At 60.6% G+C, this 14,814-nt stretch carries 9 protein-coding genes and 1 pseudogene; 2 read left to right on the top strand and 8 right to left on the bottom strand.

All coding sequences use genetic code 11. The features are described from left to right. Nucleotides 1-33: 33 nt before the first annotated feature. The 8 genes from pelG to AC1D2P_RS06275 all read right to left on the bottom strand — a co-directional run bounded on the left by pelG (nucleotide 34) and on the right by AC1D2P_RS06275 (nucleotide 13,183). Nucleotides 34-1,404 (bottom strand): exopolysaccharide Pel transporter PelG, encoded by a 1,371-nt coding sequence (gene pelG, locus AC1D2P_RS06310; RefSeq protein WP_109787476.1) that lies wholly within the window; start codon nucleotides 1,402-1,404, stop codon nucleotides 34-36. After that, the gene (gene pelF / locus AC1D2P_RS06305; protein WP_477758411.1) at nucleotides 1,405-2,919 is read right to left on the bottom strand and encodes a GT4 family glycosyltransferase PelF; all 1,515 of its coding nucleotides are present in this window, start codon (nucleotides 2,917-2,919) and stop codon (nucleotides 1,405-1,407) included. Next, nucleotides 2,916-3,905: a HEAT repeat domain-containing protein gene (locus AC1D2P_RS06300; protein ID WP_477758410.1), complete on the bottom strand. Its 990-nt coding sequence runs from the start codon at nucleotides 3,903-3,905 to the stop codon at nucleotides 2,916-2,918. The genes pelF and AC1D2P_RS06300 overlap by 4 nt, the downstream gene beginning before the upstream one ends. Continuing rightward, nucleotides 3,883-5,250 (bottom strand): PelD GGDEF domain-containing protein, encoded by a 1,368-nt coding sequence (locus AC1D2P_RS06295; protein ID WP_477758409.1) that lies wholly within the window; start codon nucleotides 5,248-5,250, stop codon nucleotides 3,883-3,885. The genes AC1D2P_RS06300 and AC1D2P_RS06295 overlap by 23 nt, the downstream gene beginning before the upstream one ends. Nucleotides 5,251-5,255: 5 nt before the next feature. Continuing rightward, complete coding sequence (locus tag AC1D2P_RS06290; RefSeq protein ID WP_477811349.1) at nucleotides 5,256-5,774, bottom strand: penicillin-binding protein activator LpoB; 519 nt, start codon at nucleotides 5,772-5,774, stop codon at nucleotides 5,256-5,258. A 28-nt stretch (nucleotides 5,775-5,802) separates the two neighbouring features. Further along, nucleotides 5,803-9,396: a tetratricopeptide repeat protein gene (locus tag AC1D2P_RS06285; RefSeq protein ID WP_477758407.1), complete on the bottom strand. Its 3,594-nt coding sequence runs from the start codon at nucleotides 9,394-9,396 to the stop codon at nucleotides 5,803-5,805. Continuing rightward, nucleotides 9,374-12,187, bottom strand: a complete 2,814-nt coding sequence (locus tag AC1D2P_RS06280) for a bifunctional glycoside hydrolase/polysaccharide deacetylase family protein (RefSeq protein ID WP_477758406.1) — start codon at nucleotides 12,185-12,187, stop codon at nucleotides 9,374-9,376. The genes AC1D2P_RS06285 and AC1D2P_RS06280 overlap by 23 nt, the downstream gene beginning before the upstream one ends. Nucleotides 12,188-12,250: 63 nt before the next feature. Beyond that, nucleotides 12,251-13,183 (bottom strand): NAD-dependent epimerase/dehydratase family protein, encoded by a 933-nt coding sequence (locus tag AC1D2P_RS06275; protein WP_046031877.1) that lies wholly within the window; start codon nucleotides 13,181-13,183, stop codon nucleotides 12,251-12,253. Nucleotides 13,184-13,631: 448 nt separating this feature from the next. Between AC1D2P_RS06275 and AC1D2P_RS06270 the strand changes: the two genes are divergently transcribed. Then, nucleotides 13,632-14,549, top strand: a complete 918-nt coding sequence (locus AC1D2P_RS06270) for a hypothetical protein (protein WP_477811348.1) — start codon at nucleotides 13,632-13,634, stop codon at nucleotides 14,547-14,549. Between the two features lie 70 nt (nucleotides 14,550-14,619). Then, nucleotides 14,620-14,814, top strand: a pseudogene (locus AC1D2P_RS06265) (IS256 family transposase); the annotation flags it as partial.

Below are 14,814 nucleotides of genomic sequence, written 5' to 3'. Positions count from 1 at the left end.
TCGCCAGTGCCTTTTTTGTGCCTGAATAATCCGTCAGCGCGACAACATAAACGTGTCGTACTCCAGATCTTCCAGTGCGGTTGTCAGCCTGTGTAAACCCAGCAATACACAAATCAGCAACGACAAGGTAAAGCCATAACCGAAGAAGCTTGGCCCCAGGTACATGCTGAACAGGGTCAACATGGCGTTCAACACCGCGAACAGCACGCACAACTCCAGCACCACGGTGCGTTTGTCCAGGTAGAAGAACACGTTAAGCAAGGCCATGAACACCACCTGGATGCTCACACCGATCAAGTCGATGTAGAACAGCGGCAGGTAATAACTGGAAATGCCCAGCCACTCCAGCAAGCGCGGTGCGAACAGGAACAACAACACCGCCGTCAGCCCCTGCACCTTGCAGATTTCCACCAGGCCCTGACGGATCGACAAGGTCATTTCGGTTTTCAACTGACCGATGTGCTGCAGCGTTTCACCTTCGCGGATCGCCCGAAAAAGTCGGTCGTACCACTCGGCGAAATCGGTCTCGATGCGCACCAGAAACACCGCCATGCCGGGGATGATCGCCAGGTATGCGAGGAAGATCGGCAAGTCGTACAGGATCGAAGCGCGCAGCGGGCCGACGATTTCGCTGGAGGTGCCGGGGTTGAACCAGAACATGAATTTGTCGATCCAGATGCCCAGGTTGTAGAAGAAACCGGTGGCCAGCAGGCTGAGGAAAACGTTGCGCCGTGCGAGGAAATCGAAGGCGATCAGTTTTTCGGCGCGGTACTCGCGCAGGATGTCGTAGAGGAACAGGAACAGCAGCGTGCTGTGCCCGATCAACAGCGCCAGCAACAAGCCCGGCATTTGCAGAAAGCTGAGTACGTAAGCACTCGCGACCATCAGCGAGTACCCCACCAGCATCACCAGCAGAATGCGGTTATAGGCCTTCATCCCCGAGAGAAAAATGATCACCAGCCACAAGTTGCACAGCACCACAAAGTTGGCCAGGACCAACACGCGGTAAATCAGCGGCTGGTCGAACAGCAAGCCCAGCACGACAATCCCCAGCAGCCCGGCGCCCAGCGTCACCAGCAACAACACGCCCAGCAGGTTGGGCAGAATCTGATCGTACTTGTGTTCAAACAAGCGGTCGGACACGAAGCGGGTGAAGAACAGCTGCAAGCCGCCCGTGAGGATCAACGAGCTGGCCATCAGGTACGTCACCGTCACCAGAAACTGCCCGACCAATGCGTTGGGCAGCAACAAGCCGAGACTGATGATCCCCACCAACATCACGCTGATGATCGACAACACCCACGGGCCGGAGCTGATCAAGCCGGCGTACACGTAGGCGTGCAAGGTGGCGGTGTAGGAGTCACGCGAAAGGATTTTTCGCAGTTCGAAGCCAATCCCGGCCATTTAACTGTTCTCCATGGCAGCTTGATACAAATCGCGATAACGCTGCAGCATCAAGGCTTCGGTGTAGTAACGAGTAACCCGCAACAAGCCGCTGGCCTGCGCGGCCTCCCAGCGTTGCGGGCTGCGCAGCAGTTCGAGGATCGCCGCGCAGGTGGCTTGCGGGTCGGCGATGGCCACCACTTTGCCGGCGTGCCCGAGGTCACGGTCCTCGGCGCTGCCGCCTTCGATCAACTCGCGGCATGAACCCACGTCGCTGCTGACCACTGGTGTACCGGCGGCCCAGGCTTCGAGGATCACCAGCGGCTGTGCCTCACTGATCGAGGTCAGCACCATCAGGCCGAGTTTGGGCAGGATGTCCTGAATGCGCTGGAAGCCGAGAAAGTGCACCTTGCCTTCCAGCCCGAGACTGGCCATCAGGCTGCGGCATTCGTTGACGTATTCCGGGTCTTCCTCTTCCGGGCCGACGATCCAGCCTTCGGCCTGCGGCATGGCGCTGATCACGCCACGCATCGCCCGCAGAAAGGTTTTCACGTCTTTGATCGGCACTACTCGCCCGATCAGCCCCACCACCGGTGCAATACCCTGCGCACGGGATTCCAGCGCGGCCGTCCAGACCGGCAGGTCGATACCATTGGGAATCACCTGCGTGCGAGCCAAGAGGGCGCCGTCCTTGATCTGCCGCTGACGATTACCGTCATAGAGCGCGATGATGTTGTCGGCGCTGTTGTAAGTCAGCTGACCGATGCGCTCGAAAAACCGCACCCACAACGTGCGGATGTACCCCGAACCGGCGTCGAGACTGCGGTTCAACGCCTGACCGGAGCTCTCGGCGATCCAGCTGGCCTGCGCCAGGTCGATCTTGCGTTCCTTGGTGTAGATGCCGTGTTCGCTGAGCAAATAGGTGCAGTTCCAGCGCTGCTTGAGGATGCATCCCAGAAAGCCCGCATAGCCGGTGGAAATCGAGTGCAGCACTCGCGCTTTCGGCATCCGGCGCGAGGCTTCGGCGAGCATCAGCAGTGGCGACTGCATCGAGCGCAGGGTCCAGAAATAATTGACGAACGAAGGGTCGGCGCAATGCTGACGGTAGCCTTCGCTCAATGCCGACCAACTGGCGCGGCTGCGCAAAACGTCGTCGAGGGTCAAGCGGCCCTGGGCGATGCAGTCGAGCAAGCGTTCACCCAGCTCCGCTTCTGGCGCATCCGGGTGATGCAGGAAACGATACAAATCCTGCAATTGCTGCTCGTCGGCCTCTCGCGGATCGCCAAGGGTGTCGGTCGGATGCGTCGCATCTTCGAGAAACACCTCTTCAATGTGCAGCACGTTCGCCGGCACTTCGTAGCGTCGCGCCGAATACGCCTGACGCTGTCCACCGATGAACATCACCGAGAAGGTCAGCTCCGGCAGCCCCAGAATCATCTGGTGAATCCAGCTGGAAACGCCGCCGCGCACATAAGGCCAGGTGCCTTCGAGCAGCAGGCAAATGTCGGCAACGGGTGCCTGTTCCTTGTGAGTCATGTCCAGCTCCTGACCAATACGGCGAACGGCGGACGCTGACGGGTTTCCTCGGGAAGGCGCGCCAGCAATCCGGGAATTTCGTGATAGCGACCGGCCTCGAATGCCAGCTCGGCGTGAAAGGGCAGCACCTGCGCCGCGCCCATTCCGTTCTCCTGGGCCTGACGGAGCAGCACTTCGGCGCGCTCGATATCGCCACGTTCCAGGGCGATGCGTCCGGCCAGCAGAAACAGTTCTCCGCCCTCGCCCGCTGCCAGGCCAAGCTCGGCGTGCTCACCCGCTTGAGTCAGCACGTGTTCGAGCACACTGCCTTGCGCCAGCCCCAGATACGCGAGTTCCCAGTACCAGCGCGCCAACCTGCCGTGCAGCGAACCCGCCGCTTTGGCATTGGCGTCGGCCAGTTCGCCGAGCGCGATCTGGATGTGCAGGTTGATGTCGCTTTCCTGCTTGTCGAGCATCGAATACGCCAGCAGTCGCACATCGTCACTCGGGTCGGCGAGCGCCAGTTTGAGGATCGGCACGGCTTCTTTGCCGGGCATGCGCCGGGTGGCCAGCAACGCGGCCAGACGCTGATCCGGATCGGGCGCATGACGCAACACGTCCTGCAAACCGCCATCGGCGAAGATCGGCTTATGCAGTTGCAACTGCGCGCGGTACGGCAGGCTCGGAATACCCACGGCTTTCCAGGCCTGCTTGTCGCGTTTGCGCGGCAGGTACAGCGCCGGGAAAATCGCCGCGACCACGCCCACCGCCCCCAGCACCGGCACAAAAAACGCCAGGCTGAAGATGAACAGCGGGCTCCACGGCAACGGCGAACGGTAACGCGCCGGCAGCAAAAGCCACACCGCCGCGCACAGCATCACGCAGGCCAGACCGTGGCTGAGGGTGAACACCAGCAATTGTTGTAACTCGGGCGCCGCGAGCCACAAACTGGCCCAACTGCCCGCCTCTAACAACAAGGCTCCGCTAAACAGCCACTTGCTGATCATTCAGGCCACACTCGTTGAACAGGAAATTACGCAGCCCGTTGCGTTCGCAGCCAGGCTCCAGGTTGAACGGCAGCACGCGTACGCCAAGGCTTTCCAGGCTACTTTCGACGCCAAAGTGCTCGTGCAGCATCAGGTTGATCCGAGCCAGATAGCCTTCAGTACCTTGCGGGCTGGTCAACGGCAGCAGCACCAGCAGCAATTGATGATCGAGGTTGTTACGCAGCGACAAATGCAGATCGAGGCCGCGCTGACTACGTTCAAGCAGACGCGTCAGCTCATCGTTGTGACGAGTGATTTCGAAGGCAAACAGCCCGGCCGCCAGTTGATGCTGCTCGACATCCACCAGCGATCGCTTGAGTTGCAGCGTGAACTGCTGCGCGTCGGCGTCGGCCAGTTGCAAGACTTGCGGGTCGCGGCGCAACAGGTCGGCGATGTGCCCGGCGAGCAACGCCAGCAAACTCAGGGTACGATCCTGGAAGGCGAAGAACGGCATCTGCCGCACGGCCAGAATCGCCAGCAAACGACCTTCGGCATCGATCAGCGGAATGCACGCCTGTAGCGATGAGAATTGCGCCGAGCTGCCGGCATCGATCAGTTCCTGACGCACGCTGACCAGTTCACCGCGCTCCAGGCACAGCTTGACCAGACCGTCCTCGGTGCCCAACGGCCCCATGACGCCGATGGTCGCCAAGGCTTCGGGCAACACATTTTTTTCACGCTCGTCGACGCGGTACAAACCGGCCACGCGCAACGCACCGTACTGGCCGAGCATGGTCACGATCGGATCGGCCAGCGCGAGCAGCGCATCACCTTCGTTCGGCATCACCCGCAGCTTGTCGCGCAAGCCCAGCAGGGAACTGCGCAAACTCTGATCGCTGCCGGCCACGCGCTGTTCCAGCAGGTCGTGAGAGACCCGCAGAATCTGGTGTGCCCGGGTGAATTCATCGAGGCGATACTGACGGTAATCGTTGGCCATCTGCAGGCGCTGCAATCGTCGCTCCCACAGATCGCGCACCTCGCCCACCAGCATGCCGCTGACCAGCACGCCAACAATGAACGACGGATCCAGCTCTTTGTAGCCTTCATGCCCGACGTAGCGCAGGGCGAACAGCGCCATCACCAGCAGACTGGCGCTGACCAGGCCGCGCACAAAACCGTAACGCACACCCAGCAGCAACGGCGCCAGCACCGGCCAGGGGAAACCGCTGTGCATTTGCAACGGGTCTTGCGGGGTCAGCCACAAGCCCAGGCCGATGGCCGCACCGGTCACCAACAGCGTTTCCAGCCAAGACACCGGGCCGCTGGCACGCGGCGCGAGGCTGTAATCCATATGGGGAGAATTCATTGCATTCACTCGAACTTGAGGGCGCCAACAAGTGTGTCGAGCACCGTTTGCGCGGTGCCGGCCAGGCTTTCACGGGACCAGCCGGYGCGGGCGCCGCTTTTGCTCCAAAGCACACGACCGCTGCTGGCTTCGAGCACGCGCAGGCTGATGCCCACCGCTGGCTCGCCGTCCAGACCGTTCTTGTACTGCCACTCTTCAACGCTGCCGGACAGGACGTAATCGAGCTTCTGATCGCGTGCCCAATCGAGCGCGCCGGCCAGGCGTTCGCTGTCATCCATCAAGGCTTGTTCGCCCTGGGTGCTGGCCGGGTAAACCCGGGGTTGCAGACCGTGGCTGCTGAGCACGCTGAGCAGGATTTGCTCACTGCGCTCGCCGGCCTGCGGGGTCTGCGAATAGTTGACCATCGGCACCACGCCCCACTTCGCGTTACGCGGCAGATTGGGGCTGGTGTCGCCGGTGAAACTGGCGCAACCGGCGACGAACAGGACGGCCAGAGCCAGGCTCAGATTACGAATTGCTTGCATCGGTATTACTCCTGTAAACAGTTGATGATCAGCGTCCGAAACGCACGCCGTAGCTCACACCCAGTGTTCCGCCCGCCTGACCATCCCCGCCCTGTGGCGCAGATTGGTAACCGAAGGTCAGGGCCAATTCGTCATTGCCCAGCACTTCGACGCCGATCCCGGTGTTGATGCCGTAGTTGAAGGTTTGATCGAACCATTGCCAGCCCGCCGTCACGTCCACCAGCCAGGTGTATTGCGGGCGGGTGCGCACCAATGCGCCCGGCAAACCGCGACGCCAGGAGCTGCCGACATACAGTTGGCCGTAGCGGCTTTGCAGCAGATCGCTGGCCGTGACGACTGAGGGATCATCCGAGTTATCAACGTTTTTCACCGGGCCGCCGTTGGCGCTGGACAAGTCATTGAGCGTGCGGTCATCCACGTTGTTGTGCTGGTAATCGACGCCGCTGCGCAGGGTCCAGTTAGGTCCGGCGAATTCCAGCGTGTGGTTGTATTCCATCTTCAGTGCCTGGCCGTTGCCCAGGGAATCGCCTTCACGGGTGGAGAACGATTTCTGTGCCACTTCCCAACTGAGCTGGTCTCGCGCCGACAACCCGTGACGACCGCCGAGCCATACGCTGTCGTGCTGACCGAAAGCGCGCATCAAACCGCTGTCTTCGCTTTTGCGATGCCAGTCCAGGCCCGTCTCGATTTGATCACTGGCGCCCAACTGCCAGGTCCGGGACAGGCCCAGGCCATTGCGGTCGTCGTCCTTGCGCTGGCTGGTGTCGGCGAACAGTTTGTAGCTGCCGTCCTCGACGAAACGCTGCAAGGTCAGGCCGGCGTTGTTCTCATCACCCATGCGCGATTCAATCAACTGATCGCTGTTGTACGTGCCCTGCTCCAGCTCAACGTTGGCGTACCACTGATCGCCAATGTTGTGTCCGACCTGCAAGCGCGGGCCGTTGATTTCCAGGCCGCCGAAATCCTGTTGATGCCAGGACAGCAGCGCGCCTTGCGGAGTGAGCTCCTGGAGTTCCACCGCCTGGCGACGCAGTTGCTCGCGCACGGCGGCCGGTTGATCGTCACCCAATGCGGACTGGCTGAGGTCCAGGGCCTCGCCGAAACGGCCGAGACGACTGAGGGCCTGCGCGCGTTGCGCCGGGTTCAGGTCGTTGCTGGCCAACAGCGTTTCGACGTGCTGCTTGTTGCGGCTGCGCAAGGCCTGCTGAATCTGCTCATAACGCTCGACCTTCAAGCCCTGGCTGCGCGCCCAATCCAGCCATTGGTCTTTCTGCGATTCCTGGTTGGTCGCGTCGAGACGCGCCAGCAACCGTTCGAACCACAATTGCAGCATCGCCGGCGAGCCGTCTTTCCACTGCGACACTTCCTGCGACGCCTTGCCAGGCGAATAACTGCTGGCCATCAGGCGCAACCAGACCGCGTAACGCTGGGACGACGGCTTGATTTCTTCACCCTCGGGGCTGCGCAGTAACTTCAGACGCAAGCGTTGAGCTGCGTCCGTATAACCGGCGCTTTCCAGCGCGTCTGCATAAGCTGCGCGTACCAGCCAATCCTGCGGGCTGGTCTTGAGGTACAGGCGATACCAGGCCAGGGCCTCGCTTTCACGACCGAGCAACTGGCTGGCACTGGCGAACGGCAACCACAGAATCCGGTCTTCCCGCGCCTGCTTGCGCCACTCGGTCAGCAGCGGTTTCAGAGCCGTTGTGTTGCCCTGATCGATGTAGAGCCACATCAGGCGCTCGCGGAACTGGTTGTCATCCGGGTAACGCGACAAGCCCAACAAGTACAAGCGCTGCGCTTCTTCGGGCTGCCCTTGCTGCACCGCCAAGGCGCCCCGAATCGACAGCACCTGAGCCTGCTCGTAGGCGTCCGGGTTTTGCTCGGCGCTCTTGAGCAACGCGGCCACTTGCGGCCAGTCCTGCAAATCCTGGGCTTGCTGCAAGGCTTCGACCAGACGCTGCGGGTCTTGCAGACGATTCCAACTGCCAACCATCATGGTCAGCGCACGCTGGGGATTGCTGGTGCGGTACATCGTGATCAGCTGACTTTCGTCGCCACTGTTGAGCGAGCCTCGCAGCGTGAGCAGTTTTTCCAGCGACACCTGCAACTCGTTGTCGAGTTCCAGATCCCAGGCCAGCGCCGAGCGCAGGCGCCAATATTCCTCATCGGCGATCTTGCGGTTATCGACCTGCATCACGCCCCACGCCGACTGATTGTCGAACAGCTTCAGGTAGGTGTTGGCCCAATCGACACGCTCGGCAGTGGTCAGTGCAAAACGTTTGGAGTAAGTCTGGTAGACCTCGGTCTTGTGCGCATACTGCCCGGTGTTCTCCAGGTTTTGCACCAGCCGCGTCCAGGCCAGACGATGCGCCGGGTACTTTTTCAGGTAAGCGCGCAACCACGCTTCGGCTTGCGTCGGTGTGCCGCGCGATTCGTGACCGTAGATCAACGCATCGAGTTCGACGTCGGTCAGCGCACGCTGCTCCATGATCTGGGCAAGCAACGGGATGGCTTGATCAAAGTCAAACTGCTGACTCGCCAGACGCCAGGCGTGCTCGCGGGTTTGCGGGTCTTCGTGCAATGCCAGCACGCGAATCCAGTAGGCCAGCGCCGCCTGACCATCACCACGCCATTCACCCAGGTGCGCCATTTGTTCCAGCAAGGCCGGCTCATCCGGGTGTTCGGCCACGAGCTGTTGACCGCTCTCCCAGGCACCGGCCAGGTCGCCGAGGGCCAGGCGCATGCCAAATTCTTTCCTGAGTATTTGCGGGTTGTCCGGCTGCAAAACACGCCATTGATCAAGGAAGCGCTGCGCCAGATCAAAGCGCTGACTGCCGACGGCGACATCGACGCCCTGCTCCAGCCACGGCGCGTCGGTTTGCGGATCCTTGAGCTGATCCAGTTCATCGGCGAGCACACGCGACGCCTGGTCACCACGACCAGCGGCCAACAGGCTGTTGAACGCCAGTTGTGCATACTCACGACGCTCTGAGGCTTGCTGGCTGTCCTGTTTGAGCAGCAGATAAATGTCGGCTGCGCGCCCCGGCTGCTCACCACCCAGGTACCACTGCGCGGCGGACTTGAGCGCCTCGATGCGCTGCGCCGGATCACGATCGGCGATTTCTTCGTAGACGCTGGCGGCGAAGGCCGGCGCCTGCAACGTCAGGGCAAGCTTGGCCAGGTTCTGCAATTGCGGCAGCGGCAGCATCCGGTGATCGAAGCTTTGCAAGCGCTCGATCAAGGTTTTCTGCGCAACCGGATCCTGCGCCTTCGCCGCTTCCAGTGCGTCCAGTTCAAGCCGGTAATACGCCTGCAACTCCGGCATCGGTGTCGGCCAGTTTTCGAGGTGCTGGCGTGCCTTGGTGTAGTCGCCGAGACGGATCAACAGGTCGACCAATTGCAGTCGCAAGTGATCGTCGTCCGGGTGAGCCGACAACAGCAGTTCGGCGTAATTGGCCGACACCGCGTCCGGCTCGCGACCGTCGGGCTGGAACACTTCTTCGCGCTGGAACGTCAGCCAAAGGATGCCACCCACCGCCACTGCCACCACCGCCAATGTCCACGGATTGAGCAGGCGGCTGCTTTTAGTTGCTGGGGAGTTAGTTGCAGAAGAGCTGACCATGACTCACCTGCTTCATTGGTAATTGAAAAGTCCACAGGCCGGCAGATGCCTTGCCTGCAAAACGTTGTCCATCCACTTCAACCCGGCAGGTGCCCGCCGAGCGTACGGAGAAGGTCAGGTCGACCTGCCCCGCAAACGAAAAGTCCACCTGGTGCTCATCCACATAGCGCCAGTCCACCAACGGCAGATTGGCCTCCTCCAGTGCCGGTCTGTCATCCCGATCAGGGCGCAACACCAGCAACGCATGGTCGCTGCTCAAGGCCACGTAACGGCCTTGCGGCAAGTCGCGAACACCGGCCACGCCTTGCGAACGCATCAGGTCCGGCCAGCCCATTTGCGGGTCCAGTCGCAGGGTGCGCAGTGCGTCCAGCCCACGAATTTGCCAGGCGCCGTCGGCGGTCCGCGCCATGCTCACTTGATACAAGCCGTGCAAACGATCCAGGTAATCGCTCATCCACAGCGACATCGGCTGCTGCGTCTTCATGTAGCCGTAGATGTCGTCCATGGCCTTGATCGAGGCCTGCTTGGTGCTCGAATAGAAGTGGTAATAGAGGTGCAGCCCACGCAAGCGCCGTGGGCTGTCGGTGAGCTCGAAGGTGTCGATCACATCGCGGAAACCGTAATACGGTCCCTTCCACAAATTGGTGTAGAGGTTCTCGTTGATGATCGGTGCGTAGTACTGCAAACCCCCTTCGGTCGGGCGCAGCAGCGGGTTCAAACCGGTCAGCGACGGGTTGGCCTTGGTCAGCATGGTCTCGGCGCCGTTGACGTTTTTCAGACCGGCGTCGTACGCCAGTTTGATCGTGGCGGCAGACGGCAATGCGTCGCCCGGCCAGAACACCATCTTCACCGGTTTTTCCGGGGTGGTGAGGTGCTGGTTGATGTAGTCGCGCGAGCCAAAAATCTCGCGGCGAAAATCGATTTTGTCGTAGCCCGGTATGGCCATTTTCAGGCCGTATTCAGGGTTGAAATTTTCACGCTTCTTGGCCAGTTCAGGTTGCAGAAAAAACGGGTGGCTGAAGGTGTGAGTGGCGACTTCGACTTTCGGGTCGGCGAACAAATCACGGGCAATCGGTTCCAGTTCGCGGGCGAGAAACGGGAACATACCGCGCGGTGAAATCTCACCTTCGATCACCGACACCGAGGTCAGAAACGGATTGGGCCGAATGAAATCGTCGAGCACCTGTTTGCCGGCATACGGCGTGCCGCGCACTTCAGCCCGGGACGGGAAACCATCGCCATCGATGTGCACGGTAGCGATGCGCCGACCGTTTTCGGTGGTGGTGTCCGGACGTGGTTGCACCGGCAGGCGCAAGCTGGCCTGAAGGAAAGCGAACGGATCGAGAATCCAGCGGCTGCGCTCATTGTTGGTTTCGAGAATGTACGGCGCGAGGGCCAGACCACCCCACTCGCCCACCGCCACCGGCGCAAAGGTCTGGCCATCAGCAGCGGTCAACAGCAGCGCGGCTTTTGGACCTTTGGGCAACAGGGAGATCGCAGTCAGGTCACGGGATCGGGGCTGCACCGGTGCTTCGAACGCTCCAATCAGCGCCTTGTCCTGATAGGTGATGCTCAACGCTTGCGTGCCGATCGGCGCCGCACGATTCAAGCCCAGACGCTTGAGCAGCAGCGGGTCTTGAATCGGCAGGCCGGAAAAAAACACCACCGGCACTTGCTCGTCCAGACGCTTGCCGATCCAGCTGTTGAATGCCGGGGCATCCTGCGGCGGGCCGCTGGTCATCCAGGTGATGACGCCCGCGTACAAACCGCTGAAGCGATATTCCGGCAAGGTGTTGTCGACTGGCAGGTAATCCACACGATAACCAAGGTATTCGAGCAAGCCACCGAGCAAAGTGTGCCCGGCGTTGCGAATCAGGTCGCCTTCACGCGGGTCGTACAGCAGCGCGACCCGGCGCGGCTGGACTTCGATGTTGCTGACGCCCATCGAGTCCAGTTCAGGCGTGCCGATGTAGGGAATAAACCCCTCTTCGCGCAGACGCGCGGCCAGTTTGCGCGCTTCATCGCGACGCTCCGGCGGCAAGTAGTCGATCGCCACCAGCGGGATGCCTTTGGCACGCAAGGGCTGGATCTGGGTTTCCAGCCATGCTCGGTCGGCTTCAGGCACCGGGCGATAACGCTTGGCGGTCGCATCCCAACCAGCGTGAATCGATTCGACAGCCACCGCCGCTGCGACGCCATCAAGCTCGGGCAGCACTTCAAAACCACGGTTGAAAAACAGCTTCAGTGTTGGCTGGCGCTGGTGCAATTCGCGCAGGAAACTGGCGAGCGCCAGACGCTGTGTTTCTCGGTCTGCCTCGGGCTGCAACTGGAAACTGTCGAGGGTGTCGAGGAACAACCCGGCATAGCCTTCGGCCTGCAACGCCTTGGCGCGACCGAACAAATGCTCACGCCAGGCCGGCGCGGCAAGGTTCATCACCTGACTGTCCCAGGCGCCGTTACGCACCGGGCTGATCGCGCCGGCGAGGTGGGCTTTTTCGATGTCGGCCTTGTTGCCGCTGAACTCGCCAATCGACAGATAGGCGAATGGCTGGCTGCCCAAGTCGCGCAGGGTTTTGACGTCGCCTTGGGTCATGTGCCCGGGCTCCACCACCGACCAGTCGAACTGTGCGAGCTCCGGGATCGGCGGCTGATCGGCGTACCAAAACGTCACACTAGAGGGTTGTGGCAAGGCAGCAGCCTGGGCTGCCGGGCCACTCACGATAAGCGCGATGGCAGCCAGCAGCCGTTTAGCGGCCGAGCGGACACGCGTCCTGCGAAAAACGATTTCCATAACGCACTCTTGAATTGACTGAATCGATACCGCGTCAACGTCGAGCCGAGTGACTCGGCCGAATTACAGACTGCGGATAAGCTGCGCTAAACCCTTGCCGATGGTGGTCGGCTCAGGGAGCGTGAAACGCTCGAGCAGGCGAGCGTTGTTGGCGCGCGAGTGGCGAATGTCGCCTTGTCGTGGCGCGTGATGAACCACCTTCAGTGGCGTGCCGACCACACTCCCCAACTCAGTGATCAGGTCGTTGAGACTGGTGGAGCGGCTGAGACCGACGTTGACCGCACCGGGGCTCGGTTCGCTCACTTCCAGGGCCTGGACGAGAATGCTCACCAGGTCCTTAACAAACACGAAATCGCGGGTCTGCCCACCATCACCGAAAATCGCCACCGACTGTTCGGCCATGGCCAGTTTGGTGAAAATGCTGATCACGCCGGAGTACGGCGAAGACGGGTCTTGGCGTGGCCCGAAAATATTGAAGAAGCGAAAGATCATCGGCTCCAGGCCGTGCTCGCGACGATAGAAATCGAGGTAATACTCGCTGGCCAGTTTGTCGGCAGCGTAGGGTGTGAGCGGGGATTTTGGCGTGTCTTCGTGGATCGCCGTGCCTTCGCCGTTATTGCCGTAAATGGCCGCGCTGGAGGCAAACACCACACGCTTGATCCCGGCTCTCGACATGCTTTCGCAGACGTTGAGGGTGCTGACGAAATTGCTTTGATGCGTGCTGACCGGATCATCCACCGAGGCTTGCACTGAAGCCACTGCCGCCAGGTGCACCACGGCGCTGCAATCGCGCATGGCCTGCTCAACGACAGCGCCATCCGCCGCATCACCGATGACCAGGTTGAGATGGGCATTGTCCATTGGCAAATTATCGACTTTGCCGGTCGACAGATTATCCAGCACGCGAACTTTGTAGCCCTTGCCAAGCAACGCTTCGACAAGGTGCGAACCAATAAATCCCGCCCCGCCAGTCACCAGTATTCGCTCGACAAACATCACATTTCTCCCTGAACAGTAGAGCGGGTTCCGCCGACTTTATGGCGCAAGGCCACCAAAACGCGGCCGATAATGGGAGTTCAGGAGCGMACTGTCAATAGTTTGTCTAATCTGATCAGGCATGAAAAAACGCAGTCGAACACGTCATTAATTTGGCGGCATTTAATAGATTCAAGATGTCATGCTACTGCCAAGAAAGAACGACAGACTCGTCTGAAACGGGGCTCTGCGCCGGTTTCGAGGGGCACATAGGCGACGGCTAGCCCACCCCGACCGCATCACCGCTTATCGACGCAAGCCACTGGACGATGACGGCGTGATTGAGGCTGATCGCTGCGTATCAAGTACCAGAGTCGAACGGCTGATCGAGCCAGTGGCGAATCGATTTCAGCGCCGAATGGACTCCCTGATCTATCCTTTCGTCGTCGGTGTACTCAGGAAAATAAATATGAATTTTTGGCTGGGCGCCATTCTGTTGACCGTGATTTTCACGTCTGCACAAGCCGCCACTGAAGTTGCACCTCGGGTCGAGCAAGTGCCTTTCGACAAGGGGACCGATAGCGCCAGGTTCAATGAGTCCATCAAAGGCCGGCTCACCACGCAGTACCGCACCACCGCCAAGGCAGGCCAGATACTGACCGTCGACCTCAAGACATCCAACACATCTGTCTATTTCAATATCAGCGCCAAAGGCGCGGACGCTGCGCTGTTCAACGGCTCGATCATGGGCAACCACTTCATGGGCCCGTTGCCCGTGGATGGCGAATACACGGTTCAGGTGTACCTCATGCGCAACGCCGCACGGCGCAACGAAGTGGCGAATTACAGCCTGTCCATGAACCTCAGCCCCTCCTCGGACAGCGCCCAGCCGTTTGATCAAACACTTGAACTGCAAGGCATTCGATTTCAGGTGAAGGGCGAATGGGTCGACGGCAATCCGGTGGTGCGCATCTCGCCGCAAGGGCTGGAAATCGACAACTCGGCTATCAGCCGACCGCTGACCGGCAACATCGCCCGCGCTGAAGTCGCCGACCTTGACCAGGACGGCTCGCCGGAGATTTACGTCTTCGCCCGATCACCTGGTCGCGGCATGCCGGGGGAGTTGGTGGCGTACGCGGCTAACCGTAAGAAGTCGCTGAGTGAGATTTACCTTCCGCCGGTTAGTGAAAACGCGAAGTGGGCGGAGGGGTATCAAGGGGAGGATGAGTTTGCGGTGGTGGAGAATGCGCTGGTGCGGCGGTTTCCGGTTTATGAGAKTGCGGATGCTGGAGCGGGGAGGACGGGGAAGATGCGGCAGGTTCGGTATCGGTTGGAGGCTGGGGAGGCGGGGTGGGTTTTGAAAGGGGATGAGGGGGTGGAGTATTAAGAAATAATCTGGCATCCCGGGGGTGTCAGAAATTTTGTGTTCGGGCATAACATGAGTAAGAGGTGCATGTATGCCAACCAAGAAGAAACCCGCGTTGCGAGAGCTGCCGAAAATCCCGAAAGAGCTGCTCGAGCAATTCACTGATGGACCGATGACAGCGGAAGCCATTGAGGACGCCTCTGCGGCGTTCAAGAAGGCTTTGATCGAGCGAGCCCTGAGTGCTGAGCTCGGCCACCACCTGGGCTATCCGCCGGGCGCGCAGCGC

Source organism: Pseudomonas sp. P1_F1_2 (assembly GCF_056405815.1).
This window is presented reverse-complemented; position numbering and strand designations above follow the sequence as displayed.